A 25,894-nucleotide genomic window follows, 5' to 3' on the forward strand; every position below is an offset into this window, starting at 1 on the left:
ACCACATGACCCACATTGAAAACCTCGACAGCGAGCGCCTTGGCGCCTACCTGGAAGCCGTTCTGCCCGGTTTCAACGGACCTGTAGCGTTGGAGAAGTTCGCTGGCGGGCAGTCGAACCCGACATACCGGCTACGCGCCGGCGGGGCCGATTACGTGTTACGCAGCAAACCACGGGGCGCACTGCTGAAGTCCGCTCACGCGATCGACCGTGAGTTTCGCGTCATGCAAGCCCTGCGCAACACCGAGGTTCCGGTAGCCCACCCGTATCACCTCTGCGAGGATGCCAGCATCATCGGCAGTGACTTCTACCTCATGTCCTTCGTGGAGGGGCGGATTTTCTGGGACCCTGCACTGCCCGAGATCGAGCAAGCCCACCGCGCTGCCTACTACGACGAAATGAACCGCGTACTCGCAGCTATGCACCGCCTGGACGTCGAAGCCATCGGCCTCGGCGATTATGGTCGAGCGGGTAACTATTTCGAGCGGCAACTCGTGCGCTGGACCCAGCAATACCAGGCCAGCGAAACCGATATCAACCCTGCGATGAACCAGCTCATCGAGCGGCTACCGGGGCTGCTGCCACCAGACGACGGACGCGTCAGCCTGGTCCATGGCGACTATCGCCTGGACAACTTCCTGTTCCACCCTACCGAACCGCGCATCCTCGCGGTAGTCGACTGGGAACTGTCCACTCTAGGCCATCCCTTCGCCGACCTGGCCTATCAATGCATGCAGTGGCGCATGCCGAATGACGGCCTGATCCGAGGGTTGGGCGGTCTCGACCGCCACGCATTGGGCATACCAGACGAAGATACCTATGTCGCCGACTATTGCGCGCGCATGGGACTGGAAAAGATCGAAAACTGGAACTTCTACCTGGCATTCAGTTTTTTCCGGCTTGCGGCGATCGCCCAAGGTGTAAAAAAACGCGCCCTAGAAGGCAACGCTTCCAATACGCGGGCGCACGAAACGGGTGAGCTGGCCCGGCCGCTCTCGCAAATGGGGTTGGACCTCATTGCCCCTGGGAACTGAAATTTCAGTTGTTTGGAGAAGCTACGATGGTTAATGAACGTTTTTCGCTGGCTGGCAAAGTCGCTCTCGTCACCGGGGCTTCGAGCGGTATCGGTTATTGTCTTGCCCGCGGCCTGGCGCAGGCTGGCGCCACGATCGTGGCTTCGGCTCGCCGGCTCGACCGGATCGAGGCGCTGGTGCACGACATCCTCAACAGTGGTGGCAAGGCCATCGCTGTCGCCATGGATGTGACCGCCAGTGACAGCGTACGTGCCGCGTTCGACGCTGCGGCGGCCCAGGTCGGCTTGTGCGACATCATTATCAACAATGCCGGTATCGCGGCCCCTGCCCCCTTCCTGGAGACCGACGAAATCTCGATGGATGCGGTGCTGGACACCAACTTCAAGGGGATCTGGCGTGTGTCCCAGGAAGCCGCACGTCGGCTTGCCGAGGCAAAGCGCCCGGGAGCGATCATCAACATCGCCTCGATACTCGGCCTTGGGGTACAGCCCGGTTACAGTGTTTATGCAGCGTCCAAGGGCGCAGTAGTCCAGTTGACCCGGGCACTTGCCAATGACTTGATGCGCTATGGCATCCGGGTCAATGCCATTGCCCCCGGCTGGTTTGAAACGGAAATGAGCCAGGCATTTTTCGCTAGCGAAAAGGGGCAGGCAGCCCTACGCTCAATGCCATCACGACGTTTGGGCCAGCTCGACGAACTGGTTGGACCGGTGATCATGCTCGCTAGCGAGGCGGGCTCCTTCGTCAACGGCGTGGTGCTGCCAGTAGACGGAGCCCATCATACCCGCCTGGCATAACGGTATTGCTGCAAAGCAGGACACAGTGTAGCCAACACTCTGTGTCCACCGGCCGGCCTTCAGAAACTCCGAAAACATTAAGGCGCGATGCCCTGCGGAAATCCGGTAATGGGCATCAAGGCGACCTTCGAGATTCTGCCGTCAGACGCTATCTGAATGGCTCACCCGATGAACCGATCGCTTACTGCTTGTATCTCAGCCCAGGTATATTGGGTCTGATAAGCCACAGGTTATCCGAACCTATTGCAGTGTTGAGCGAGACGAAATTGACAGAGCCGGTACAGATGCCCTCCTCCTCGCCGTTGGTGTTGGCGGAGCTGGCCGCCAGCACCCATGCCGCTGCGGATGCATTCATCGCCGCCGGTAAAGATACTTAACTTTCCCTGCGCCCCAGAGTTCGGACGGTAGTTATATTAAAGCGCCCACCTACCTGAGCATCCGCACCGAACTGGTCGCATCACAGGCCATATCCAGGTCCTTTCCTGAGAGGATTTGCGCGTAATGATCCTTTAACTCCTGCTCCCAGCTCGCCACTTCTTCAAGCAAATGCTCGGCTTGATCCCGTGTCAGTGCAAAGTGCGTATGGTGGCTGAGCAGATTGCTCCGGCTGACCTGGCTGCCCTCCCGGCCAATCGCCATGGCCAAGGCCTTCGCGGGCCCCTCATCAAGCATCGGCAATACGTCGTACATCGGTGAAAGCCGCCACTTCCCGGCAACCCAGACCACTGCATGGTTGCGCGGATGGTCGTCGGAGTTGCCTGCCAGGGCGTTGTAGCACATGCGTTTGAACAGCTCCTGCAGGTCGCCATCCGGCACGCCCCGCCGACGCATCTCGTCAGCCACGGCGGCATAGCGCCAATCCCTGTGGTGCGGGCCATCCCACTCCGAGTCGAGCAAAGTCAGAGCACTGAGCATCGGTATGCGCCTGGCGCCCTCGGCAATGGGCGTGCGGTCAAAGCGCTCGACCAGCAATGTAGACGGGTTTTCAGCATGCAGTGCGGTCCGGGTCACGTTAATACCCTTCCCCGCCGCAAATGTCATACAGGCATACTCAATCGTCGGTAGGTCATAGTGGTCAAACCGATCGCGTGTTTAGCCAGAATGAGCATCCCTTTGTCCTGAAGGGTGCGTTACGCAGGACTTCCCCAAGCTTAATGTCTATATGGGTTTGCCTTATAAAGGGTAAGGCTCACTATGGTTGACATTATTTTTCAGATCAGCCCGCCAAAACGCCTGTAAAAGCCTTCATTCACATCCGGCAAAGGCCCATCAGCCGTCTCCAGCGCTGCATTCAGCCAATCTTCCGCCTTGGCAAACACCAGCCGATAGAGGTTACGGCACAGCTGTCGCGCGGCCCTTCCCTCCCAATCCCCAGGCAGCAGCTCGTCCGGCAGTTGCGGGTCGCGCAGCAGCAGCCGGCGGTATTCGTGAATCAGCAGCGTACGTGCCAGGAAGCAATCCTGCGCATCGAGCTGTTGCTGCTCTTTCAAGCCTTGCCATAGCGGCCTGAACAGCTGGATGAACTCGCTGTACTGCTGCCCCAGTTCGTCGATACGCCAGCTTTCCCGCACCTGAGCACGCATGGCCTTGGATGCCAGCACCTCCTGGGTGTGGGTTTCGAAGACGATGCTGTCGTCGCTCGCCTCCAGGTCACGCAAGGTGGCGGCCAGGTCGGTGCGGTCTGCCCGTGGGCAGCCCAGCAGGTTCGGCGCCATGGCGCCGAAGCCCTGCCACTCCAACTCTTCACGCAAAGCCTTGCGCTTGCCGGCCTCCAGTTGCGAGAGCAACACCAGCGTCCAGGCGCCGTCCCAGGCTGGTTGGCTGGGGCTGTAGACTCGCTTGAAGGCTTTCTCGAATCGCCGGCGGCCAGTCCCTGTCAGGCTGTAGTAACTGCGGCGGCCAACCTTTTCGGCGGTGAGCCAGCCTTCCTTGGTAAGGCGGAAGATCGATGTGCGGATCAGGCGCTCGTTGATGCCGATCGGCTCCAGCAGGTTGATCAGGCTACCCAGCCAGACGGTTCCGCCGTGGGGTTCGATGGCGTCGCCGTACAAAGTGATGATCAGGGAACTGGCGCGGATCGGCGTCTGTTCCTGGAAGCGGGTGATCAGGTTGTTCAGTGGGGCGAGATTGCTCATGGGCGAACTGTGCGCGGTTAAAGCACCGACTATACCTGCGCGGCGGGCCGCCTGACCATTGCGTGACGCTGCCAGGCTCATGCCGATGCCTGGCCTTTGGGCCTGACGCCGGTGTCTTCCATGCGTGGGCGCTCGGGCTCGACCTCGGTCAGTGGTGGGCATTCGACCATGCTGTTCATGCAGCGTTGCGCCAGGTGCTGGTACTCCGCCGTGCCACGTTGCTTCCAGGCCAGTTCCTGTTCGGTCAGTGGGCGCTTGACCTGGGCTGGCGAGCCCATCACCAGGCTTTGTGCCGCACATTCGAAGCCCGCCTTGACGAATGCCGTGGCCGCGACGATACAGCGCGGTGCCACATAGGCACCATCCATTACCACCGCGTTCATGCCGATCAAGGCGTCTTCGCCCACGCGACAGCCGTGCAGCACGGCGCCATGCCCGACATGCCCGTTGCGTTCGACCACCGTATCGCCACCCGGGAAACCATGCATCACGCAGGTGTCCTGCAGGTTGGCGCCCTCCTCCAGCACGATACGGCCGAAATCCCCCCTTAGTGATGCCAGCGGGCCGACGTAGCAACGAGGGCCGACGATTACATCACCAATCAGCACGGCGCTGGGGTGCACGTAGGCTGTCGGATGAACCACGGGCGTCAGGCCGTCCAGTCGATAGCAAGGCATGGCAAAGCTCCTGAAATGATTTCAAATGCGCCTTGATCTTGTATCACAATCTTGTGGTGCGTCAATCGGCATGGTCGTGTATCGCTTTTGCTCGGGTCATCGCGCTCCAATAAGTTCGGAAATACGCGTTGATCGCAAGGTGATGAAGCGATTCAACATCAGGAAACCCTTTGCTGAGGCAGTTGTCAGCCCCGCAAAAAGAGATACATGAAACAATTTTGAATGTTGCATTATTGTATCGCGTAATGCATATACTGGTTCCACCTGGACGTGATCCCCACATCACGCCCCTGCAAACAATTCCAAGAAATGCCGGCCCCACGATGTGCCGTGCGTGCAGCCAGAGGAACCCGACATGCCGCGATATCTCGATGTGCAGGCGCCCGAACACGGCGTCCAGCTCATTACCCTGCAACGGCCCGAGGCGCTCAACGCCCTGTGCACCGAGCTACTGGCAGAGCTGGCCGCTGCGCTGGAAGCGGCCGGGCAAGACGAACAGATCCGCGCGGTGGTGCTCACCGGCAGCCGCAAGGCATTCGCCGCAGGCGCTGATATCCGCGAGATGGCCGAGCGCGACCTGGTCGGCATCCTCAACGACCCGCGGGTGGCCCACTGGCAAAGCATCGCCGCCTTCACCAAGCCACTGATCGCCGCCGTCAACGGCTACGCCCTGGGTGGCGGCTGCGAACTGGTGATGTGTGCCGACATCGTCATCGCCGGCAGCGACGCCCGTTTCGGCCAGCCGGAAATCAACCTCGGCATCATCCCCGGCGCCGGTGGCACCCAGCGCCTGCTGCGGGCAGTAGGCAAGCCGCTGGCCATGCAAATGGTGCTGACCGGCGAAGCCATCACCGCCCGTCATGCCTTGCAGGCCGGGCTGGTCAGCGAAATCACCCAGCCGGAACTCACCGTAGAACGTGCCCTGCACATCGCCCGCAGCATCGCCGCCAAGGCCCCACTGGCGGTGCGCCTGGCCAAGGAAGCGCTGCTCAAGGCCGGCGATACCGACCTGGCCAGCGGCCTGCGCTTCGAACGCCATGCCTTCACCTTGCTGGCCGGCACCGCCGACCGCGACGAAGGCATCCGTGCCTTCCAGGAAAAACGCCAGGCCCGCTTCCAGGGCCGCTGATCATCCTTCCCTCGACTGACGGAGCGAGTCTGTCATGACTTTCCAGCACATCCTGTTTTCCATCGAGGACGGCGTCGCCCTCCTCTCGTTGAATCGCCCCGAGCAGCTGAACAGCTTCAATACCGCCATGCACCTGGAAGTGCGCGAGGCACTCAAGCAAGTACGCCAGAGCAACGAAGCACGGGTGTTGTTGCTGACTGCCGAAGGCCGTGGTTTCTGCGCCGGCCAGGACCTGTCCGATCGCAACGTCGCCCCGGGCGCCGAGATGCCGGACCTGGGCGAATCGATCGACAAGTTCTACAACCCGCTGGTGCGCACCCTGCGCGACCTGCCGCTGCCGGTGATCTGCGCGGTGAACGGCGTGGCTGCCGGCGCCGGTGCCAACATCCCGCTGGCCTGCGACCTGGTGCTGGCCGCCCGCTCGGCCAGCTTCATCCAGGCCTTCTGCAAGATCGGCCTGGTACCCGACTCCGGCGGCACCTGGCTGCTGCCGCGCCTGGTCGGCATGGCGCGGGCCAAGGCCCTGGCCATGCTGGGCGAGCGCCTGGGCGCCGAACAGGCCCAGCAATGGGGGCTGATCCACCGCGTGGTGGACGATGCCGCGCTGCGCGACGAAGCCCTCACCCTCGCCCGCCAGCTCGCCACCCAGCCCACTTACGGCCTGGCCCTGATCAAGCGCAGCCTGAACGCCAGTTTCGACAACGGTTTCGATGAACAGCTGGAGCTGGAGCGCGACCTGCAGCGCCTGGCCGGGCGCAGCGAGGACTATCGCGAAGGCGTGAGCGCCTTCATGAACAAGCGCACGCCGGCATTCAAGGGGCGTTGATCATGAGCGCACTCGCAAGCAATGCCCAGGTGGCGGTGATCGGTGCAGGCGCCATGGGCGCAGGCATCGCCCAGGTTGCGGCCCAGGCCGGCCACCCGGTAAAGCTCTACGACAACCGCCCGGGCGCTGCAGCCCAGGCGGTGGCCGGCATAGACCGGCAACTTGCCCGCCTGGTGGAAAAAGGCAAGTTGCAGGCTGCCGAACGGGAAGCCATCAGCGCCCGGCTGTGCCCGGTAGACGCCCTTGAAGCCCTGGCCGATGCCCGCCTGGTGATCGAGGCCATCGTCGAGAACCTGCAGGTCAAGCAGGCGCTGTTCAGCCAGCTGGAAGCCTTGTGCGCCACCGACTGCATCCTCGCCAGCAACACTTCGTCGCTGTCCATCACCAGCCTCGCCGCCGGCCTGCAACGCCCGCACCAGGTGGTTGGCATGCACTTCTTCAACCCGGCGCCGCTGATGGCCCTGGTCGAAGTGGTCTCGGGCCTGGCCACCGCCCCGGCCGTTGCCGCATGCATTCATGCCACCGCCCAGGCCTGGGGCAAGCAGCCGGTGCACACGCGCTCCACGCCGGGCTTCATCGTCAACCGTGTGGCGCGGCCGTTCTACGCCGAAAGCTTGCGCCTGCTGCAGGAAGGCGCAGCCGATTGCGCCAGCCTCGATGCGCTGCTGCGTGATGCCGGCGGTTTCCGCATGGGCGCGTTCGAACTCACCGACCTGATCGGCCACGATGTCAATTACGCCGTTACCTGTTCGGTCTTCGATGCGTTCTACGGCGACTTCCGCTTCCAGCCTTCGCTGGTGCAAAAAGAACTGGTGGACGCAGGCCGCCTCGGGCGCAAGACCGGCCAAGGCTTCTATAGCTATGCCGAAGGCGCCGAACGCCCGCAGCCAGCCGAACTGCATAGCCCCGCCATCGTCGATGCCTGCGTCGTCGAAGGCGACCTGGGGGTGATGCAGCCGCTGGTCGAACGCCTGCGCCAGAGCGGCGTCGCCGTGACCCAGCGCGCCGGCAGCGGCCTGATCCAGGTGGGCGATGCCACCCTGGCGCTGTCCGATGGCCGCCTGGCCAGCCAGCGCGCCCGGGAAGACGGCCTGCGCAACCTGGTGCTGCTCGACCTTGCCCTGGACTACACCACCGCCACCCGCCTCGCCATCAGCTGGTCGGCCGACACCAGCGACAACGCTCGTGACCAGGCGGTGGCCTTGCTGCGGCGTGCCGGCCTGAAGGTAACGGCGGTCGCCGACCTGCCCGGCCTGGTGGTGCTGCGCACCGTGGCGATGCTCGCCAACGAGGCCGCCGATGCCGTGCTGCAAGGTGTCGGCAGCGCCGCCGACATCGACCTGGCCATGCGCGCCGGCGTCAACTACCCCTGCGGCCCGCTGGCCTGGGCCGCGAACATCGGCATCCCCCACACCCTGCGCGTGCTCGACAACCTGCAGCGCAGCTACGGCGAAAGCCGCTACCGCCCTTCCCTGCTGTTACGCCGCTGCGAAGCCAAAGGAGGCACCCTGCATGACTGATGTCGAACTGGCACAAGCCTGTGCCGAGGCCATGTACGCCCGCGACCAGGCCACCCAGGGCCTGGGCATCCGCCTGCTGGAAGCCGGCCCGGGCCAGGCATGCCTGCGCATGCCGGTACGCGCCGACATGATTCAGGGGCATGGCACCTGCCATGGCGGCTTCCTGTTCGCCCTGGCCGACTCGGCGTTTGCCTTCGCCTGCAACAGTCACGACCAGGCCACCGTTGCCCTGGGCTGCAGCATCGACTACCTGGCCCCGGCGCTGCGCGATGATGTGCTTACCGCCCGCGCCAGCGAGGTCAGCCGCAAGGGCCGCACCGGCCTGTACCACGTCCGCATCGAGAACCAGCGCGGTGAGCTGGTGGCGATGTTCCATGGCAAATCCTACAAAGTGCGCGGCACCGTGCTGGCGCAGGAGACGCAAGATGACTGAACACACCCAAGCCGATGCCTTGATCATCGACGCCGTGCGCACCCCCATCGGCCGATATGCCGGCGCCTTGAGCGGCGTGCGCGCCGATGACCTGGCCGCCATCCCGCTCAAGGCCCTGATCCAGCGCCACCCCGAACTGGACTGGAAAGCCATCGACGACGTCATCCTCGGCTGCGCCAACCAGGCTGGCGAGGACAACCGCAACGTCGCGCACATGGCCAGCTTGCTGGCCGGGTTGCCGATCGAAGTGCCGGGCACCACCATCAACCGCCTGTGTGGCTCCGGCCTGGATGCCATCGGCAATGCAGCCCGCGCCCTGCGCTGCGGCGAAGCCGGGCTGATGCTGGCCGGCGGCGTGGAGTCGATGTCACGCGCGCCGTTCGTCATGGGCAAGGCGGAGCAGGCGTTCGGCCGTGCGGCCGAACTGTTCGACACCACCATCGGCTGGCGTTTCGTCAACCCGCTGATGAAGGCGGCCTTCGGCACCGACTCGATGCCGGAAACGGCCGAGAACGTTGCGCAGCAGTTTGGTATTTCCCGCGCCGACCAGGACGCCTTTGCCCTGCGCAGCCAGCACAAGGCCGCCGCCGCCCAGGCACGCGGGCGCCTGGCACGGGAAATCGTGCCAGTCGAGATCCCGCAGCGCAAAGGCCCGGCCAAAGTGGTCGAGCACGACGAACATCCCCGCGGCGACACCACCCTGGAGCAACTGGCCAGGCTGGGTACCCCGTTCCGTGAGGGCGGTAGCGTCACCGCTGGCAATGCTTCCGGGGTCAACGATGGTGCCTGCGCCCTGCTGCTCGCCAGCAGCACCGCCGCCCGCCGTCATGGCCTGAAGGCTCGCGGCCGAATCGTCGGCATGGCGGTGGCCGGGGTCGAACCACGGCTGATGGGCATCGGCCCGGTGCCGGCTACCCGCAAGGTGCTGGAGCTTACCGGGTTGTCGCTGGCCGACATGGACGTCATCGAGCTCAACGAGGCCTTTGCCGCCCAGGGCCTTGCGGTACTGCGCGAGCTCGGCCTGGCCGACGACGACGAGCGGGTCAACCGCAACGGCGGTGCCATCGCCTTCGGCCACCCGTTGGGCATGAGCGGTGCACGCCTGGTCACCACCGCGTTGCACGAGCTGGAAGAAACCGCCGGACGCTACGCCCTGTGCACCATGTGCATCGGCGTTGGCCAAGGCATCGCGATGGTCATCGAACGCCTCTGAGCGGCTCAGACCATCGGCTTGTTACCGAACCGAACGCAGCCGTATATGCTGCTTCCATGACACTCACCGCGCGGCCTGCAACCGGTACCGCGCGGCGTACAAGAACAATTCGAGTGAAGCCATGAACATGTACCATGATGCCGATCGTGCCCTGTTGGACCCGATGGAAACCGCCAGTGTCGACGCCCTGCGCCAGCACCAGCTGGAGCGCCTGCGCTGGAGCCTGAAGCACGCCTACGACAACGTGCCGCTGTACCGCCAGCGCTTTGCCGAGTGCGGCGCCCACCCCGACGACCTCAAGTGCCTGGAAGACCTGGCGAGGTTCCCCTTCACCGGCAAGAACGACCTGCGCGACAACTACCCCTACGGCATGTTCGCCGTGCCCCAGCAAGAGGTGGTGCGCCTGCACGCCTCCAGTGGCACTACCGGCAAGCCGACGGTGGTGGGCTACACCCAGAACGACATCGACACCTGGGCCAACGTGGTCGCCCGCTCGATCCGTGCCGCGGGTGGGCGCAAGGGGGACAAGGTGCATGTCTCCTACGGCTACGGCCTGTTCACCGGCGGGCTTGGCGCGCATTACGGTGCCGAGCGCCTGGGCTGCACGGTAATCCCCATGTCCGGTGGCCAGACCGAGAAGCAGGTGCAGCTGATTCGCGACTTCCAGCCCGACATCATCATGGTCACCCCCTCCTACATGCTCAACCTGGCCGACGAGATCGAGCGCCAGGGCATCGACCCGCAAGACCTCAAGCTGCGCCTGGGCATATTCGGCGCCGAGCCGTGGACCGACGAGCTGCGCCGCTCTATCGAGCAACGGCTGGGCATCGATGCCCTCGACATTTATGGCCTGTCGGAAATCATGGGGCCTGGGGTGGCGATGGAGTGCATCGAAACCAAGGATGGCCCGACCATCTGGGAGGACCATTTCTACCCCGAGATCATCGACCCGGTCACCGGTGCGGTGCTGCCGGACGGCCAACTGGGCGAACTGGTGTTCACCTCACTGAGCAAGGAAGCGTTGCCCATGGTGCGCTACCGCACCCGCGACCTCACTCGCCTGCTGCCCGGCACCGCCAGGCCGATGCGGCGGATCGGCAAGATCACCGGCCGCAGCGATGACATGCTGATCATTCGCGGGGTCAACGTGTTCCCGACCCAGATCGAGGAGCAGGTGCTAAAAATAAAACAGCTTTCCGAGCTTTATGAGATTCATCTGTATCGCAATGGCAACCTGGACAGTGTCGAGGTGCATGTGGAACTGCGTGCGGAGTGCCAGCACCTCGATGAAGGCCAGCGCAAGGTGTTGACCGGTGAGCTGACCAAGCAGATCAAGACCTACATCGGCATCAGCACCCAGGTGCGCCTGCAGCCCTGCGGCACGCTCAAGCGTTCCGAGGGCAAGGCCTGCCACGTGTTCGACAAACGGTTGGCCAGCTGATTCATTCGGCTGCCTTTTCGGCCCCGGCATCGTCCGGGGCTTTTTTTTGCATTTTTTCGGCTGGCCTCTTCGCGGGTAAACCCGCTCCCACAGGAATTGCATGATGCCTGGGGGCTGCACATGACCTGTGGGAGCGGGTTTACCCGCGAAAGGGCCGCCAATGTGATACACAAATCTATTCGATACACATAAAACTGTTTGACGTTATGTTTTGTATCGCTTACAAATGACTCATGCCTTAGCAGGAGTCGGAACACATGTACGCACAGCTAGTGGAAACCGGAGTCAAGCGCGTCAAGTCGCTGGAAGAGATGTCGCCCGAGGAGCGCAACTTCCAGGAAAAGATCGACGCCGAAATCAAGATCGAAGCCAAGAACTGGATGCCCGAGGCCTACCGCCAGACCCTGATCCGGCAGATCTCCCAGCACGCCCACTCGGAAATCGTCGGCATGCTGCCCGAAGGCAACTGGGTCACCCGTGCCCCCAGCCTCAAGCGCAAGCTGCAGCTGATGGCCAAGATCCAGGACGAAGCCGGCCACGGCCTGTACCTGTACAGCGCCATGGAAACCCTGGGCGCCGACCGTGACGAAGAAATCGCCAAGCTGCACAGTGGCAAGGCCAAGTACTCGAGCATCTTCAACTACCCCACCCTCAGCTGGGCCGACATGGGCGCAGTGGGCTGGCTGGTGGACGGCGCCGCCATCGTCAACCAGGTGGTGCTGCAGCGCACCTCCTACGGCCCGTATTCGCGCGCGATGATCCGCATCTGCAAGGAAGAGAGCTTCCACCAGCGCCAGGGCTACGAAATCCTCCTGACCATGATGCGCCACGGCACCCAGGCCCAGCGCGACATGGTCCAGGACGCGATCGACCGCCTGTGGTGGCCGGCACTGATGATGTTCGGCCCCAGCGACGAGCACTCCCCCAACAGCGCCCAGTCCATGGCCTGGAAGATCAAGCGCCAGACCAACGATGAGCTGCGCCAGCGCTTCATCGACCAGACCGTGCCGCAGCTCGAATTGCTCGGCTGCACCGCCCCCGATCCCGAGCTGAAGTGGAACGCCGAGCGCGGCCACTACGACTTCGGCGAAATCCAGTGGGACGAGTTCTACGAAGTGATCAAGGGCAATGGCCCATGCAACCAGGAACGCGTCGCCACCCGACGCAAGGCCATCGAGGACGGTGCCTGGGTACGCGAGGCCGCCGTGGCCTACGCGCGCAAGCAACAGAACAAGAACGCCGCCTGAGCGGCGATTGATGCGGAGATCGAAAATGTCTGTCTGGACCCTCTACGAAGTGTTCGTGCGCAGCAAGCACGGCCTTAACCACAAGCATGTCGGCAGCGTGCACGCCGCCGATGCTGCCATGGCCATCGAAAACGCCCGCGAGCTGTACACCCGCCGCAGCGAAGGCGTGAGCCTGTGGGTGGTGCCCTCGGCACTGATCACCGCCTCTTCCCCGGACGAGAAAGACCCGCTGTTCGCCCCGGCGGACGACAAGGTCTACCGCCATGCCAGCTTCTACGAACTGCCCGACGAAGTCGGACACATGTGAGGTTGGCCATGCACAACGAAACCCTTGTCCCCTACCTGCTGCTGCTCGGCGACAGTGCCCTGGTGCAGGGCCAGCGCCTCTGCGAATGGTGTGGCCGCGCCCCGGCCATCGAAGAAGAACTGGCCCTGATGAACGTCGGCCTCGACCTGGTAGGCCAGGCGCGCAACTGGCTGGAGTACGCCGCCGAGCTGCTCGATGATGGCCGTGACGCCGACGCCCTGGCCTTCCGCCGTGACGAGCGCGCCTATCGCAACCTGTTGCTGGTCGAGCAGCCCAACGGCGACTTCGCCGTGACCATGACCAAACAGTTCTTCTATGACGCCTGGCATTTCGCCATGCTTCAGGGCCTGGTCGGCTCGAACGACGAGCGTATCGCCGGTATCGCCGCCAAGGCCCTGAAGGAAGTCACCTACCACCTGCGCCGCTCCAGCGAGTGGGTGCAACGCCTGGGCGGTGGCACCGAAGAAAGCCGCCAGCGCATGCTCGCGGCCATCCCGGCACTGTGGCGCTTCACCGTCGAGCTGGCTGCCGGTAGCGACAATGAAGTGCACCTGGCACAGGCGGGTATCGCCGCCGACCCCGCTGCCGTCGGCGCGGCCTGGCTCAAGCAGGTTGGCGAGACCTTCGCTTCGGTCGAGCTGCCGCTGCCCAAGGCCGCCAGCCACTTTTACCTGGACGGTCGCAAAGGCCTGCACACCGAGCACCTGGGCCTGCTGCTGGCCGAGATGCAGTTCCTGCCAAGGGCGTATCCCGATGCAACCTGGTGAGCTGATTGCAGGCGACCGTGGCGCCCGCGCGCCACGCGGCGACGACCTGGCCCGGGCCTGGGCGGTACTGGCCCAGGTCATGGACCCGGAAGTGCCCGTGGTCAGCGTGGTCGACCTGGGGATCGTGCGCGACCTCGGCTGGCACGCCGGGCACTTGCACCTGGTCGTCACGCCGACTTACTCCGGCTGCCCGGCCACCGAGGTGATCGAAGGGGATATCCGCCAGGCGCTGGAACAGGCCGGTTTCCCCGCCCCGGCTCTGGAGCGCCGGCTGACCCCGGCCTGGAGCACCGACTGGATCAGCGAACTGGGCCGCGAGCGCCTGCGCGCCTACGGCATCGCCCCGCCACAGGGCAGCGCCAGCAAACGCAGCCTGCTCGGCGAGGCGCCGCAGGTGTGCTGCCCGCAGTGCGGCAGCGCCCATACCGAATTGCTCAGCCAGTTCGGTTCCACGGCTTGCAAGGCGCTTTACCGCTGCCGCGAGTGCCTGGAGCCGTTCGACTATTTCAAATGCATTTGAGCCGTGGAGATCGCCATGAGCCAGTTTCACAGCCTGACCATCAAGCAAGTGCGCAACGAGACCCGCGATGCGGTGTCGATTGCCTTCGACGTGCCCGAGCACCTGCAGGCGCAGTTCCGTTTCACCCAGGGCCAGTACCTGGTCATGCGTACCCAGCTGGACAACGAAGAAGTCCGCCGTTCCTACTCCATCTGCAGTGCCGTGCAGGACGGCGAACTGCGTGTGGCGGTAAAGCGCGTGCCTGGCGGGCGCTTCTCGGCATTTGCCAATGACGTGCTCAAGGCCGGCCAGCAACTGGAAGTGATGCCGCCGTCGGGCAGCTTCTTCGTACCACTGGAACCGGCTTGCCAGGGCAACTACCTGGGCGTGGCTGCCGGCAGCGGCATCACCCCGATCCTGTCGATCATCGCCACTACCCTGGCCAGCGAGCCACACAGCCGCTTCACCCTGCTGTACGGCAACCGCTCCAGCTCTGGCGCACTGTTCCGCGACAAGCTGGAAGACCTGAAGAACCGTTACCTCGACCGCCTGAACCTGATTTTCGTGTTCAGCCGCGAGCAGCAGGATGTCGACCTGTACAACGGCCGCATCGATGCCGACAAGTGCGGCCAGCTGTTCTCGCGCTGGATGGACGTTGCCAACCTGGACGCTGCATTCATCTGCGGCCCGCAGGCGATGACCGAGACGGTGCGCGACAGCCTGCGGGCCAATGGCCTGGCCAAGGAACGCATCCATTTCGAGCTGTTCGCCGCCGCCGGCAGCGAAGCCCGTCGTGAAGCCCGCGAGGCGGCGCGCCAGGTGGACTCGGCGCTCAGCCACATCACCGTGATCAGCGACGGCCGCGCCCTCACCTTCGACCTGCCACGCAACACCCAGAACGTGCTGGACGCCGGCAACGCCATCGGCGCCGAACTGCCGTACTCGTGCAAGGCCGGCGTGTGCTCGACCTGCAAGTGCCGGGTAATCGAGGGCGAAGTGGAGATGGACAGCAACCATGCCCTGGAGGACTACGAAGTGGCGGCCGGGTACGTGCTGTCATGCCAGACCTACCCGGTGAGCGACAAGGTAGTGCTCGATTTCGACCAGCTGTAGGCCCAAGCCCCTCTCGGGCTGCTGACGCGGTCTCTGTAGGAGCGGCCTTGTGTCGCGAAAGGGCCGCAACGCGGCCCCAGGATCCTGGCCCTGATCATGGATTGCCGGGGCTGCTGCGCAGCCCTTTCGCGACACAAGGCCGCTCCTACAAAGGCCGCACCAACAGCATTGCAATGCAACACCCGCGTGACCTCAACAAAACAATTACAACACCCAGAGATCGCAACCCATGACACCCGAACGCATCGAAAGCATCGCCAACCACCCCGACTTCCAGCACCTGGTGCAGCGCAAACGCCGCCTCAACGGCAGCCTGACCCTGGCCATGCTGGTGATCTACTACGGCTTCGTCCTGCTGGTGGCGTTCTCCCCCAGCACCCTCGGCCAGTCCCTCAGTGGTGGCGTCACCACCGTCGGCATGCTGGTGGGCGTGCTGATGGTGCTGCTGTCCTTCGCCCTGACCGGTATCTACGTGCACCGCGCCAACAACGTGCTCGACCCGCTCAACGACAAGGTCAAGCAGGAGTGCGCACAATGAACTGGACCGCCATCTCGATGTTCATGGTGTTCGTCTGCTTCACCCTGCTGGTCACCCGCTGGGCTGCCATGCGCACCCGCTCGGCCAGCGACTTCTACACCGCCGGCGGGGGCCTGACCGGCATGCAGAACGGCCTGGCGATCGCCGGCGACATGATCAGCGCCGCGTCGTTCCTGGGCATTTCGGCAATGATGTTCATGAACGGCTACGACGGCCTGCTGTATGCCCTGGGCGTACTGGCCGGCTGGCCGATCATCCTGTTCCTGATCGCCGAACGCCTGCGCAACCTGGGCAAGTACACCTTCGCCGACGTGGTCAGCTACCGCCTGGCACAAACCCCGGTGCGCCTGACCTCGGCCTTCGGCACCCTGGTGGTGGCGCTGATGTACCTGGTGGCGCAGATGGTCGGTGCCGGCAAGCTGATCGAACTGCTGTTCGGCATCAGCTACCTGTACGCGGTGATGCTGGTCGGCGTGCTGATGGTCGCCTACGTCACCTTCGGCGGCATGCTCGCCACCACCTGGGTGCAGATCATCAAGGCGGTGATGCTGCTGTCGGGCACCAGCTTCATGTCCTTCATGGTGCTCAAGCATTTCGGCTTCAGCACCGAGGCGATGTTTGCCAGCGCCGTGGCCGTGCATGCCAAGGGCCAGGCGATCATGGCCCCGGGCGGCTTGCTGTCCAACCCGGTGGACGCCATTTCCCTGGGCCTGGGCATGATGTTCGGTACCGCCGGCCTGCCGCATATCCTGATGCGCTTCTTCACCGTCAGCGATGCCAAGGAAGCGCGCAAGAGCGTGTTCTATGCCACCGGGTTCATCGGCTACTTCTACCTGCTGCTGATCGTCATCGGCTTTGGTGCCATCGTCATGGTCGGCACCGAGCCGTCCTACCGTGACGCCACCGGCGCGATCATCGGCGGCGGCAACATGGTCGCCGTGCACCTGGCCCAGGCCGTGGGTGGCAACCTGTTCCTCGGTTTCATCTCCGCCGTGGCCTTCGCCACCATCCTGGCGGTGGTCGCCGGCCTGGCGCTGTCCGGTGCATCGGCCGTTTCCCACGACCTGTATGCCTGCGTGGTGCGCCAGGGCAAGGCCAGCGAGCAGGAGGAAATGCGCGTGTCGCGTATCGCCACCCTGCTGATCGGCTTGCTGGCGGTCATCCTCGGCCTGATGTTCGAGTCGCAGAACATCGCCTTCCTCTCCGGCCTGGTGCTGGCGGTGGCCGCCTCGGTCAACTTCCCGGTGCTGCTGCTTTCGATGTTCTGGAAAGGCCTGACCACCCGCGGCGCGGTGTGCGGCAGCATGGCCGGCCTGGTTTCGGCGGTGCTGCTGGTGGTGCTGGGCCCGGCGGTGTGGGTCAACGTGCTGCATCACGAAAAGGCGCTGTTCCCCTACAGCAACCCGGCGCTGTTCTCCATGAGCCTGGCCTTCCTCGGCGCCTGGGTGTTCTCGGTCACTGACAGCTCCGAACGGGCCAGCCAGGAACGTGGCCGCTACCTGGCCCAGTTCATCCGTTCCATGACCGGAATCGGCGCTGCCGGCGCCAGCAAGCACTGACTCTCAGGGAAGAACAACCATGTCGGGTAAAACAACAACAATGAACCGCACGCACTTCATTTCGGCCGCCTGGCTGGCGACCCTCGCCCTGCCGATGCCGGCGATGGCAGACTTCATCGGCGACAGCCACGCCCGGCTGGAGCTGCGCAACCACTACCTCAACCGCGACTTCCGCCAGAGCAACGCACCGCAGGCCAAGGCCGAGGAATGGGGCCAGGGCTTTACCGCCAAGCTGGAGTCGGGCTTCACCGAAGGCCCGGTCGGCTTTGGTGTCGACGCCATGGGCCAACTGGGCATCAAGCTCGACTCCAGCCGTGACCGCCGCAATACCGGCCTGCTGCCTTTCGGCCCGAACAGCCATGAACCGGTCGATGACTACAGCGAACTGGGCCTGACCGGCAAGGTGCGGATGGCCAAGAGCACCCTGCGCCTGGGGACCTTGCAACCGATCCTGCCGGTGGTGGTGTACAACGACACCCGCCTGCTGGCTTCCACCTTCCAGGGCGGCCTGCTCACCAGCCAGGACCTGGCCGGCCTGACCTTCAACGCCGGCCGCCTGACCAAGGCCAACCTGCGTGATTCCTCGGGCCGCGACGACATCGGCTACGGCGCCGCCAGCAGCGACCACCTGGACTTCGGCGGCGGCAGCTACGCCATCACCCCGCAAACCAGCGTCAGCTACTACTACGCCAAGCTCGAGGACATCTACCGCCAGCAGTTCGTCGGCCTGATCGATACCCGCCCGCTGGGCGAAGGCCTGAGCCTGCGCACCGACCTGCGCTACTTCGACAGCCGCAACGACGGCGCCGAGCGTGCCGGCAACATCGACAACCGCAACTTCAACGCCATGTTCACCCTCGGCGTACGGGCCCACAAGTTCACCGCCGCCTGGCAGCAGATGTCCGGCGACAGTGCCTTCCCGTTCGTGAACGGCGGCGACCCGTTCACCGTCAACCTGGTCACCTACAACACCTTCACCCGCGCCGGGCTGGACTCGTGGCAGGTGCGCTACGACTACGACTTCGTCGCCATGGGTATCCCCGGCCTGAGCTTCATGACCCGCTACACCGATGGCCGCCACGCCGAAACCGCCACCGTCAGCAATGGCCGTGAGCGTGAGCGCGACACCGACATCACCTATGTCATCCAGAGCGGCCCGTTCAAGGACGTCAGCCTGCGCTGGCGCAACGTCACCTTCCGTTCCGGCAATGGCCTGACCAACGCCGTGGACGAAAACCGCCTGATCATCGGCTACACCGTGGCGCTGTGGTAACAGCGCCCCTCTACATTGGAGAACAGCATGTCTGCCGCCCCTACCCTGCAAAGCTTCATCGCCGGCCGCTGGCTTGGCCAGCACGGCGCCCAGGCCCTGCGTAGCGCCCTGGATGGCCACGTCTTGGCCTACAGCCACGAAGAGCGCCCGGACTTCGCCGAAGCCGTGGACTTTGCCCGCGCCCGTGGCCTGGCCGCGCTGATGGCCATGGACTTCCAGCAACGCGCTGCCCGCCTTAAGGCATTGGCCCTGTACCTGGCCGAGCGCAAGGAGCAGCTCTATGCCCTGTCCCACCACAGCGGCGCCACCCGTGCCGACAGCTGGATCGACATCGAAGGCGGCAACGCCACGCTGTTCTCCTATGCGGGTATCGGCAGCCGTGAGCTGCCGTCGGGCAACCTGGTGCACGAAGGCCCGGCCATCCCGCTGGGCAAGCAAGGCCATTTCGCCGGCAGCCACATCCTGGTGCCGCGCGCCGGCGTGGCAGTGCACATCAACGCCTTCAACTTCCCCATCTGGGGCATGCTGGAGAAGTTCGCCCCGACCTTCCTGGCCGGCATGCCATGCATCGTCAAGCCGGCGACCTCGACCAGCTACCTGACCGAGGCCGTGGTGCGCCTGATGAATGCATCCGGCCTGTTGCCCGAAGGCAGCCTGCAACTGGTGATCGGCAGCACCGGCGACCTGCTCGACCGCCTGCAAGGCCAGGACGTGGTGACCTTCACCGGTTCCGCCGACACCGCCGCCAAGTTGCGCGTCACGCCGAACCTGGTACGCAACTCGGTGCCGTTCACCGCCGAAGCCGATTCGCTGAACTGCGCCATCCTCGGCCCGGACGTGACCCCGGACAGCGAAGAGTTCGACCTGTACATCAAGGAGGTGGCCCGCGAAATGACCACCAAGGCCGGGCAGAAATGCACCGCCATCCGCCGCGCCATCGTACCGGCCAGGCACATCGACGCCGTTGCCACGCGCCTGCGCGAGCGGCTGGCCAAGGTGGTGGTCGGTGACCCGTCGGTGGAGGGTGTGCGCATGGGCGCCCTGGCCTCCCACGACCAGCAGCACGATGTGGCCGAGCGGGTGCGCAGCCTGCTGCAGAGCTGCGACCAGCTGTTCGGCGCCAGCGATGGCTTTGCGCCGCGTGGCGAGGGCGTGGCCGAGGGCGCGTTCTTTGCCCCGACCCTGCTGCAGGCCCGTGACCCGCATGCCGAAGGCGGTGCCCACGATATCGAAGCGTTCGGCCCGGTCAGCACGCTGATGGCCTATGACGACCTCGATGAAGCCCTGGCGCTGGCCGCTCGGGGCAAAGGCAGCCTGGTGGCGACCTTGGTCACCGCCGACCGCAGCGTGGCAGCCAAGGCCATCCCGGTGGCTGCCGCCTGGCATGGCCGCCTGCTGGTACTCGACAGCGAGGCAGCCAAGGAATCCACGGGCCATGGCTCGCCATTGCCGCAGCTAAAGCATGGCGGCCCGGGCCGCGCTGGTGGTGGTGAAGAGCTGGGTGGCCTGCGTGCCGTCAAGCACTACCTGCAACGTGCCGCTGTACAGGGTTCGCCGAGCATGCTCACGGCGGTAACCGGCGAATACGTGCGCGGTGGCGAAGTGATCGAAACCGAAGTGCACCCGTTCCGCCGCTATTTCGAGCAGTTGCGCATCGGCGAGTCGCTGCTCACCCACCGGCGCACCGTGACCGAAGCCGACCTGGTCAACTTCGGCTGCCTGTCGGGTGACCATTTCTACATGCACTTCGACGAGATCGCCGCCAAGCAATCGCAGTTCGGCAAGCGCATCGCCCACGGCTATTTCGTGTTGTCGGCAGCGGCCGGGCTGTTCGTCTCCCCGGGTGCAGGCCCGGTACTGGCCAACTACGGCCTGGATACCCTGCGCTTCATCAACCCGGTGGGCATCGGCGACACCATCCAGGCGCGCCTGACCTGCAAGCGCAAGATCGACCAGGGCAAGACCAGCCCGCTGGGCCAGCCCCAGGGCGTGGTGGCGTGGGATGTGGAGGTGACCAACCAGCTGGGCGAGCTGGTCGCCAGCTACGACATTCTCACCCTGGTGCTGAAACAGCCCTGACAGTGCCGTTGGTCAGGGGCGGTGGATATCCAACCGACCTCCCCTGGCTGTTACCGCTCTCATTCAATGAGGGGTGGTCAATGGCTTCGCCTCTCACTCCTGTATTGGGCCCGCCTGATCGCGGGCCTTTTTTTCATCGAGAGCGAGGGTTGCGAGATGAAAGATTTTACTGCGATGGGTGGCGGTAGCGCACAGGATGACTGGCCAGAGCTCGAGCCGGACCGGCGCAATGACCGGGCAGATGACCCGGATGCCGACCCCAATGTGACAGATGACGAAGAGAACCGCCCGGGCGTACCGGCCAGCGACCCCGAGTCCGGTGCCTGACCGTCATGCAGACGGTCTGCGCGATCCCGTGTGGGAGATTGGCCAACCCTTTGGGCCGCGCTGTCGCACAGATAACGGAATTCGCAAGCGAACCTCGTACCCTGTGGGAGCGGCTTTAGCCGCGAAGAATCCAACGCGGTGCATGGCACCGGCTGCGCCGGTGTTCGCGGCTAAAGCCGCTCCCACAGAGGATCGTGCCAACTTTTAGAATTTGAGCAGGACATCTGTTCCCGCACGGATTGTGCAGTCGGGGGTATCACATTGTCGCCGCAGACTGGTTCGGCTTGCCGCCGGATACCCGCCAGCTCACCGCGGTAATGCCATAGCGCTCGGCCATCGGCCTGCTGACTTTCCTGATCTTCTCCCGGCCGAACTTGGGAATGATGCCGATGCCCGCATCGCAACTCGCCCAATGCCAGGCCTCGGCATTGTCCAGCGTCTCCAGACGGATGATGAAACTGCGCGGCTGGCCATGCAGTTGGTAATCGATGATGTACAGCTGTGGGCTAGGCATCGCAGGGGCCTCCTCTTCTCCATGGATGACACCTGATTGATCGGGGCACGGCCGGAAGATTCAAAAAATTGTCGAACAAGAAGTATCAACGGCTATTGATGCCTCGGTACGCAAGGTCTGGCCACCACCCGGCACCTGAGGTACCGGGTGTCCAGCAACCCCTTCAACTTACTGCTGGCGGCCCCCGCCGTGGCTGTTCTGGCCGCCCTTGCGACCGGCCTCCGATGCCCGTTGGCGGTCATTGGCGAAGTTGCCGCCAGAAGCCTGCCCGCCTTTGTGCCCCGCACGGGAGGCCCGTTCCCGGTCGTTGGCGAAATTGCCTGGGTTGGTTTCCTTGGTGCCGCCGCGCTGGCTGGTGCGCTCTTGATCCTGCGCCATGTGGTTTCTCCTTGCGATGGATGGGTCGCATGGATGTTTGCCATGCCTTGGTTCCGAACCGCCGATCACACAGTCTGCTCAATGGTTTTGCCGGCAACTGACCAGTGGCACCAAACATGGGTCGGCAAAAGGTTTGCGTGACGGAAGCAGGCGGGTCGCACTTTCCTGTGCCTGCGGAGGTCTCAACAACATGGCGACGGCCTATAATCCCGCCACACACACGCCCGATGATGCTGCTGCGGGCGGAACGTTCCGGTCTGCACAAGGCTCCGTCCATGAAGTCGTCCCCCAAGCAACCTGCCTCGCCCCAGAACCCGGCGCTCAGCCCCAGCCACCTGGATTTCCCGGTGGTGGGCATCGGTGCATCGGCAGGCGGCCTGGAAGCGATCTGTACGCTGTTCCGGCAAATGCCCAGCGACTGCGGCATGGCCTTCGTCGTGGTCCTGCACCTGTCCCCCGACCACCAGAGCGTCGCCGACCGCATCATCCAGGAGACCACGCAAATGCCGGTGCGCCAGGTGACCGAGCCGGTGCCCATCGAGCGCAACCACATCTACGTAATTTCACCGGCCAATCGCCTGTCCACCAACGATGGCTACCTGCGCGTGACCCCGGCCAACCGGCGCCGTGGCGACCACGTGGCCATCGACCTGTTCTTCCGTGACCTGGCTGACGTGCACAAGGACCACGCCTTCTGCGTGGTGTTGTCCGGTACCGGTGCCGACGGCGCCGTGGGCCTTTCGCGGATCAAGGAGCAAGGCGGCGTGACCTTGGCGCAAAACCCGGACGACGCCCAGTACGACAGCATGCCCCGCGCCGCCATCGAGACCGGCATGGTCGACCTGGTGCTGCCGGCGGCAGAAATGCCGCAGAAGCTGCTGGAGCTATGGCGCAATGCCCGCCAGGTCCGGCTCCCGGAAATCGAGGACGACACCCTGCCACCGGCCTTGGGCACCCGTGCCGGCGATGCCCAGGCCAGCGAGCCGATGCTCGAAGAGATCCTGTTGCAATTGCGCAGCAATACCGGCCACGACTTCCAGCACTACAAGCGCGCCACGGTGCTGCGGCGCATCGAGCGCCGCCTGCATGTGACCGGCCAGGCAGACCTGGCGGCCTACCTGCATTACCTGGAACAGCACCCCGCGGAATCCCGGGCGTTGCTGGCCGACATGCTGATTGGCGTGACCAATTTCTTCCGCGACCGCGAAGCCTTCGAAGCCCTGGAGCGCCATGTGCTGCCGCAACTGGCCTGCGAACGCGACCCGGCCGAGGGCGCGGACGAGATACGCGTGTGGTCGGCCGGCTGCTCCACCGGCGAAGAGGCGTACAGCCTGGCCATGCTGGTTTGCGAGCAGCTGGCACTGGAGCAGCGCTCGCACAAGGTACAGGTGTTCGCCACCGACCTGGACGAACGCGCCATCGGCATCGCCCGCAGTGGCTCCTACCCCGAAGCGATCGTCACCGACGTGCCGCCCAGCCGGCTGCGCCAGTTCTTTCTCAAGGAAGACCAGCATTACCGGGTGCGCAAAGAGGTTCGCGAGAAGGTGCTGTTCGCCCGGCATAACCTGCTGTCGGACCCACCGTTCTCGCAGATCGACCTGATTGTCTGCCGCAACCTGCTGATCTACCTGGACCGCGAGGTGCAGCGTGACATCCTGCAGATGTTCCACTTCGCCCTGCGCCCGGGTGGCTACCTGTTCCTCGGGTCGTCCGAGTCGGCCGACATGGCCAGTGAACTGTTCGCCCCGGTGGACAAGCGCAACCGCATTTTCCGCGCACTCGATGCCAGCAATACCGGCCGCCGTTCCGGCCGTCAGCTGGCCGGCACATCTGCCACCAGCATGCCCCTGGAGACGCTGGCCAAGGCCAAGCCGGGGCGCAAGCCATCGTTCGCCGACCTGCACTACCGCGCCCTGGCGCGCCGCATGCCGCCCAGCCTGATCGTCGATATCGACGGCAATATCCTGCACATGAGCGAAGGCGTGGGGCGTTTCCTGCAAGTGGCCGGTGGCGAACCGAGCCGCAGCCTGCTCAACCTGGTGCTACCGCCCCTGCGCCTGGCCCTGCGCAGCACCTTGTTCCAGGCGCGTCAGGGGACCGAGGCGGTGACCTCGCGCCCTGTCGACCTGGCGGAAACCATGGGCAAACTGCAGGTGGAGATCACCGTGCAGCCGTACAAGGACGACCTCAGCGCCAGCGATTGCCTGCTGGTGGTATTCGAGGAGCGCGCGCCTGATCCGTCCCTGCCGATGCCTGGTGTCATCCGCCAGACCGACAGTATGGTCTTGCACAACCTCGAGCGCGAACTGCAGCGTACCCGCCTGCAACTGCAGGAAACCATCGAGCAGTCAGAGGTCTCCAGCGAGGAGCTGACGGCCTCCAACGAAGAGATGCAGGCCATCAACGAGGAGTTGCGTTCGGCCAGCGAAGAACTGGAAACCAGCAAGGAAGAGCTGCAGTCGATCAACGAGGAACTGCTCACGGTCAACTACGAGCTGAAGAACAAGGTCGAGGAAACCGACAAGGTCAACGACTACCTCAGCAACCTGATCGCCTGCACCGAGATCGCCACGGTGTTCGTCGACCGCAACCTGCATATCCGCTGGTTCACCCCGCGCGCCACCGACCTGTTCAATATGCTGCCGGTCGATACCGGCCGTTCCCTGCTCGACATCACCCACCGCCTGGATTACCCGGCGCTGGCCGACGATGCCCGCGCCGTGGCCCAGGGCGAGGCCATCATCGAGCGTGAAATCGGCGGCCAGGGCGATCACTGGTACCTGGCGCGCCTGCTGCCCTACCGCTCCAGCGAGCAGAAAATCGACGGCACGGTGCTGACCTTCATCGACATCAGCAGCAGCCATGCCGCCGAGGAGCGCGTGCGCCTGGGCGAAGAGCGCCTGAGCAAGCAGCTGGCCGAAACGCAGAGCACCAGCCACATGAAGGACGAGTTCTTCGCCGTCATGTCTCATGAACTCAAACACCCACTCAACCTGATCCAGCTCAATGCCGAAATCCTGCGCCGCCTGCCGTCGCTACGGAACATCAGTGCAGCGAGCAAGGCCGTCGGTACTATCTGCGATGCGGTAACCAGCCAGGCGCGGATCATCGACGACCTGCTGGATGTGGCGCGCATTCGCACCGGCAAGCTCAAACTCAAGACCGAGCCTGTGGACCTGCTTGCCGTCCTGCAGGGCATCCATGGCGTGGTAGTCAGCGAGCAACACCCCTGCACAGTTCGCCTGGAGCTGCCCGCCGACAACCTGCCGGTGATGATCGAGGGTGACGTTACCCGCCTGGAGCAGATCATCTGGAACCTGCTCAACAACGCGCTGAAGTTCAGCCCGGCGGGCAATGACATACGCCTGGTGCTGAGCCACGACGAGGACCACGCCCGCCTGCAGGTGATCGACCATGGAGTGGGCCTGAGCCACGACAGCCTCGAGCATATCTTCGACCTGTTCAGCCAGGCTGCGCCGCAACATGCCAGCCACAGCCGCGAAGGCCTGGGCATCGGCCTGTCGCTGGTACGGCAACTGGTCGAGGCCCATGGCGGTACCGTCCGCGCCACATCAGCGGGGCTTGGCCTGGGCTGCACCTTCACGGTCACCCTGCCCCTTTGCGAAACGCAGCCCCAGCAGCATACGCAGGGCTCGGAGCCGCCGAGCGAGGGCCGCCTGAACGGAATTCGCGTGTTGCTGGTGGATGACTCCGTAGAGGTGCTGGCGGTGATGCAGGAGCTGCTGGAAATGGAGAGCGCCACTGTCAATGCCTTCAGCAAGCCACGCGAGGCCCTGGACGCCGCTGCGGGTGAGGAATACGACATCATCCTGTCCGATATCGGCATGCCGATTATGGACGGCCATGCGTTGATCAAGGCCCTGCGTGGCTACGTGCACCTGCGCCATACCCCGGCCATCGCCCTGACCGGTTATGGCGCCAGCGCCGACCAGTACAAGTCGCGCCAGTCGGGCTTCGACCGGCACCTGAGCAAGCCGGTGGGCTATGACGAGCTGGTGGAGGCCATCGAGGCGCTGAGCGGCTCGGTGCCTTACTGACCGTTGGTCGCTTCAGACGCAACGTTCATT

At 64.3% G+C, this 25,894-nt stretch carries 23 protein-coding genes and 1 pseudogene; 19 read left to right on the forward strand and 5 right to left on the reverse strand.

The window, feature by feature from the left end; all coding sequences use genetic code 11:
* Positions 1 to 5: 5 nt before the first annotated feature.
* Both ABNP31_RS13125 and ABNP31_RS13130 read left to right on the forward strand, forming a co-directional pair.
* The gene (locus ABNP31_RS13125) at positions 6 to 1,034 is read left to right on the forward strand and encodes a phosphotransferase (protein ID WP_350013392.1); all 1,029 of its coding nucleotides are present in this window, start codon (positions 6 to 8) and stop codon (positions 1,032 to 1,034) included.
* Between the two features lie 26 nt (positions 1,035 to 1,060).
* A complete protein-coding gene (locus ABNP31_RS13130) occupies positions 1,061 to 1,831 on the forward strand; it encodes an SDR family NAD(P)-dependent oxidoreductase (protein ID WP_238066324.1) in 771 nt (256 codons plus the stop codon).
* A gap of 426 nt (positions 1,832 to 2,257) precedes the next feature.
* Here the strand turns inward: ABNP31_RS13130 and ABNP31_RS13135 are convergent, their stop codons facing one another.
* From ABNP31_RS13135 to paaY, 3 genes are all read right to left on the reverse strand, one after another.
* Entirely contained in the window at positions 2,258 to 2,842 is a 585-nt protein-coding gene (locus ABNP31_RS13135) for a type II toxin-antitoxin system HipA family toxin (RefSeq protein WP_238066325.1), read from the reverse strand.
* A gap of 200 nt (positions 2,843 to 3,042) precedes the next feature.
* The gene (gene paaX, locus ABNP31_RS13140; protein ID WP_238066326.1) at positions 3,043 to 3,966 is read right to left on the reverse strand and encodes a phenylacetic acid degradation operon negative regulatory protein PaaX; all 924 of its coding nucleotides are present in this window, start codon (positions 3,964 to 3,966) and stop codon (positions 3,043 to 3,045) included.
* A 77-nt stretch (positions 3,967 to 4,043) separates the two neighbouring features.
* Complete coding sequence (gene paaY, locus ABNP31_RS13145) at positions 4,044 to 4,643, reverse strand: phenylacetic acid degradation protein PaaY (RefSeq protein ID WP_085704547.1); 600 nt, start codon at positions 4,641 to 4,643, stop codon at positions 4,044 to 4,046.
* A gap of 355 nt (positions 4,644 to 4,998) precedes the next feature.
* On the opposite strand from paaY, the gene paaF reads away from it, so the two are divergent.
* The 16 genes and pseudogenes from paaF to ABNP31_RS13225 all read left to right on the forward strand — a co-directional run bounded on the left by paaF (position 4,999) and on the right by ABNP31_RS13225 (position 20,914).
* Positions 4,999 to 5,772, forward strand: coding sequence for a 2,3-dehydroadipyl-CoA hydratase PaaF (gene paaF, locus ABNP31_RS13150; RefSeq protein WP_350013393.1), 774 nt, complete (start codon positions 4,999 to 5,001; stop codon positions 5,770 to 5,772).
* Positions 5,773 to 5,806: 34 nt separating this feature from the next.
* Positions 5,807 to 6,598, forward strand: coding sequence for a 2-(1,2-epoxy-1,2-dihydrophenyl)acetyl-CoA isomerase PaaG (gene paaG / locus ABNP31_RS13155; RefSeq protein WP_350013394.1), 792 nt, complete (start codon positions 5,807 to 5,809; stop codon positions 6,596 to 6,598).
* A 2-nt stretch (positions 6,599 to 6,600) separates the two neighbouring features.
* The gene (paaH, locus tag ABNP31_RS13160) at positions 6,601 to 8,118 is read left to right on the forward strand and encodes a 3-hydroxyacyl-CoA dehydrogenase PaaH (protein ID WP_350013395.1); all 1,518 of its coding nucleotides are present in this window, start codon (positions 6,601 to 6,603) and stop codon (positions 8,116 to 8,118) included.
* The gene (paaI, locus tag ABNP31_RS13165) at positions 8,111 to 8,551 is read left to right on the forward strand and encodes a hydroxyphenylacetyl-CoA thioesterase PaaI (RefSeq protein ID WP_350013396.1); all 441 of its coding nucleotides are present in this window, start codon (positions 8,111 to 8,113) and stop codon (positions 8,549 to 8,551) included. Before paaH ends, paaI begins: the two co-directional genes overlap by 8 nt.
* Positions 8,544 to 9,764, forward strand: coding sequence for a 3-oxoadipyl-CoA thiolase (pcaF, locus tag ABNP31_RS13170; RefSeq protein WP_350013397.1), 1,221 nt, complete (start codon positions 8,544 to 8,546; stop codon positions 9,762 to 9,764). The genes paaI and pcaF overlap by 8 nt, the downstream gene beginning before the upstream one ends.
* A 121-nt stretch (positions 9,765 to 9,885) precedes the next feature.
* Positions 9,886 to 11,205: a phenylacetate--CoA ligase PaaK gene (paaK, locus tag ABNP31_RS13175; protein WP_238066331.1), complete on the forward strand. Its 1,320-nt coding sequence runs from the start codon at positions 9,886 to 9,888 to the stop codon at positions 11,203 to 11,205.
* A gap of 257 nt (positions 11,206 to 11,462) precedes the next feature.
* Positions 11,463 to 12,452, forward strand: coding sequence for a 1,2-phenylacetyl-CoA epoxidase subunit PaaA (gene paaA, locus ABNP31_RS13180; RefSeq protein WP_025339109.1), 990 nt, complete (start codon positions 11,463 to 11,465; stop codon positions 12,450 to 12,452).
* 25 nt (positions 12,453 to 12,477) lie between these two features.
* Complete coding sequence (gene paaB / locus ABNP31_RS13185) at positions 12,478 to 12,759, forward strand: 1,2-phenylacetyl-CoA epoxidase subunit PaaB (protein ID WP_013972614.1); 282 nt, start codon at positions 12,478 to 12,480, stop codon at positions 12,757 to 12,759.
* Positions 12,760 to 12,767: 8 nt separating this feature from the next.
* The gene (gene paaC / locus ABNP31_RS13190) at positions 12,768 to 13,526 is read left to right on the forward strand and encodes a 1,2-phenylacetyl-CoA epoxidase subunit PaaC (RefSeq protein WP_085664848.1); all 759 of its coding nucleotides are present in this window, start codon (positions 12,768 to 12,770) and stop codon (positions 13,524 to 13,526) included.
* Complete coding sequence (gene paaD, locus ABNP31_RS13195) at positions 13,513 to 14,046, forward strand: 1,2-phenylacetyl-CoA epoxidase subunit PaaD (RefSeq protein ID WP_085664847.1); 534 nt, start codon at positions 13,513 to 13,515, stop codon at positions 14,044 to 14,046. Before paaC ends, paaD begins: the two co-directional genes overlap by 14 nt.
* A gap of 15 nt (positions 14,047 to 14,061) precedes the next feature.
* On the forward strand, positions 14,062 to 15,138 hold the full coding sequence (gene paaE, locus ABNP31_RS13200) for a 1,2-phenylacetyl-CoA epoxidase subunit PaaE (RefSeq protein WP_350012356.1): 1,077 nt from the start codon (positions 14,062 to 14,064) through the stop codon (positions 15,136 to 15,138).
* 229 nt (positions 15,139 to 15,367) lie between these two features.
* Positions 15,368 to 15,676, forward strand: a complete 309-nt coding sequence (locus ABNP31_RS13205) for a DUF485 domain-containing protein (RefSeq protein ID WP_004376242.1) — start codon at positions 15,368 to 15,370, stop codon at positions 15,674 to 15,676.
* A pseudogene (locus ABNP31_RS13210) lies at positions 15,667 to 17,235 on the forward strand (cation acetate symporter); the annotation flags it as partial. The gene ABNP31_RS13205 and the pseudogene ABNP31_RS13210, both read left to right, overlap by 10 nt.
* A 40-nt stretch (positions 17,236 to 17,275) precedes the next feature.
* Positions 17,276 to 18,508, forward strand: coding sequence for an OprD family porin (locus ABNP31_RS13215; protein WP_350012358.1), 1,233 nt, complete (start codon positions 17,276 to 17,278; stop codon positions 18,506 to 18,508).
* 27 nt (positions 18,509 to 18,535) lie between these two features.
* Positions 18,536 to 20,587 carry a phenylacetic acid degradation bifunctional protein PaaZ gene (gene paaZ / locus ABNP31_RS13220; RefSeq protein WP_085664844.1) on the forward strand — a complete coding sequence of 684 codons (2,052 nt, stop codon included), beginning with the start codon at positions 18,536 to 18,538 and terminating at the stop codon, positions 20,585 to 20,587.
* A gap of 156 nt (positions 20,588 to 20,743) precedes the next feature.
* The gene (locus ABNP31_RS13225; protein ID WP_158090796.1) at positions 20,744 to 20,914 is read left to right on the forward strand and encodes a hypothetical protein; all 171 of its coding nucleotides are present in this window, start codon (positions 20,744 to 20,746) and stop codon (positions 20,912 to 20,914) included.
* A gap of 256 nt (positions 20,915 to 21,170) precedes the next feature.
* On the opposite strand, the gene ABNP31_RS13230 is transcribed toward ABNP31_RS13225, so the two are convergent.
* Both ABNP31_RS13230 and ABNP31_RS13235 read right to left on the reverse strand, forming a co-directional pair.
* Positions 21,171 to 21,428, reverse strand: coding sequence for a DUF6555 family protein (locus tag ABNP31_RS13230; protein WP_025339101.1), 258 nt, complete (start codon positions 21,426 to 21,428; stop codon positions 21,171 to 21,173).
* Positions 21,429 to 21,596: 168 nt separating this feature from the next.
* Entirely contained in the window at positions 21,597 to 21,806 is a 210-nt protein-coding gene (locus ABNP31_RS13235) for a general stress protein (RefSeq protein WP_003259459.1), read from the reverse strand.
* A gap of 275 nt (positions 21,807 to 22,081) precedes the next feature.
* On the opposite strand from ABNP31_RS13235, the gene ABNP31_RS13240 reads away from it, so the two are divergent.
* A complete protein-coding gene (locus tag ABNP31_RS13240; protein WP_085664889.1) occupies positions 22,082 to 25,864 on the forward strand; it encodes a CheR family methyltransferase in 3,783 nt (1,260 codons plus the stop codon).
* Positions 25,865 to 25,894 lie beyond the last annotated feature (30 nt).

The organism is Pseudomonas asiatica, assembly GCF_040214835.1.
GTDB lineage: Bacteria > Pseudomonadota > Gammaproteobacteria > Pseudomonadales > Pseudomonadaceae > Aquipseudomonas > Aquipseudomonas putida_Z.

Excerpts from the sequence above, each read along its gene's own strand:
- ABNP31_RS13230 (WP_025339101.1), bottom strand. The coding sequence starts at position 21,428 with ATGCCTAGCCCACAGCTGTACATCATCGATTACCAACTGCATGGCCAG.
- ABNP31_RS13125 (WP_350013392.1), top strand. The coding sequence starts at position 6 with ATGACCCACATTGAAAACCTCGACAGCGAGCGCCTTGGCGCCTACCTG.
- ABNP31_RS13235 (WP_003259459.1), bottom strand. The coding sequence starts at position 21,806 with ATGGCGCAGGATCAAGAGCGCACCAGCCAGCGCGGCGGCACCAAGGAA.
- paaC (WP_085664848.1), top strand. The coding sequence starts at position 12,768 with ATGCACAACGAAACCCTTGTCCCCTACCTGCTGCTGCTCGGCGACAGT.
- ABNP31_RS13130 (WP_238066324.1), top strand. The coding sequence starts at position 1,061 with ATGGTTAATGAACGTTTTTCGCTGGCTGGCAAAGTCGCTCTCGTCACC.
- paaI (WP_350013396.1), top strand. The coding sequence starts at position 8,111 with ATGACTGATGTCGAACTGGCACAAGCCTGTGCCGAGGCCATGTACGCC.
- ABNP31_RS13225 (WP_158090796.1), top strand. The coding sequence starts at position 20,744 with ATGAAAGATTTTACTGCGATGGGTGGCGGTAGCGCACAGGATGACTGG.
- paaY (WP_085704547.1), bottom strand. The coding sequence starts at position 4,643 with ATGCCTTGCTATCGACTGGACGGCCTGACGCCCGTGGTTCATCCGACA.
- paaH (WP_350013395.1), top strand. The coding sequence starts at position 6,601 with ATGAGCGCACTCGCAAGCAATGCCCAGGTGGCGGTGATCGGTGCAGGC.
- paaE (WP_350012356.1), top strand. The coding sequence starts at position 14,062 with ATGAGCCAGTTTCACAGCCTGACCATCAAGCAAGTGCGCAACGAGACC.
- paaK (WP_238066331.1), top strand. The coding sequence starts at position 9,886 with ATGAACATGTACCATGATGCCGATCGTGCCCTGTTGGACCCGATGGAA.
- ABNP31_RS13215 (WP_350012358.1), top strand. The coding sequence starts at position 17,276 with ATGAACCGCACGCACTTCATTTCGGCCGCCTGGCTGGCGACCCTCGCC.
- paaD (WP_085664847.1), top strand. The coding sequence starts at position 13,513 with ATGCAACCTGGTGAGCTGATTGCAGGCGACCGTGGCGCCCGCGCGCCA.
- paaZ (WP_085664844.1), top strand. The coding sequence starts at position 18,536 with ATGTCTGCCGCCCCTACCCTGCAAAGCTTCATCGCCGGCCGCTGGCTT.
- paaG (WP_350013394.1), top strand. The coding sequence starts at position 5,807 with ATGACTTTCCAGCACATCCTGTTTTCCATCGAGGACGGCGTCGCCCTC.
- ABNP31_RS13240 (WP_085664889.1), top strand. The coding sequence starts at position 22,082 with ATGAAGTCGTCCCCCAAGCAACCTGCCTCGCCCCAGAACCCGGCGCTC.
- paaX (WP_238066326.1), bottom strand. The coding sequence starts at position 3,966 with ATGAGCAATCTCGCCCCACTGAACAACCTGATCACCCGCTTCCAGGAA.
- paaA (WP_025339109.1), top strand. The coding sequence starts at position 11,463 with ATGTACGCACAGCTAGTGGAAACCGGAGTCAAGCGCGTCAAGTCGCTG.
- paaB (WP_013972614.1), top strand. The coding sequence starts at position 12,478 with ATGTCTGTCTGGACCCTCTACGAAGTGTTCGTGCGCAGCAAGCACGGC.
- pcaF (WP_350013397.1), top strand. The coding sequence starts at position 8,544 with ATGACTGAACACACCCAAGCCGATGCCTTGATCATCGACGCCGTGCGC.
- paaF (WP_350013393.1), top strand. The coding sequence starts at position 4,999 with ATGCCGCGATATCTCGATGTGCAGGCGCCCGAACACGGCGTCCAGCTC.
- ABNP31_RS13205 (WP_004376242.1), top strand. The coding sequence starts at position 15,368 with ATGACACCCGAACGCATCGAAAGCATCGCCAACCACCCCGACTTCCAG.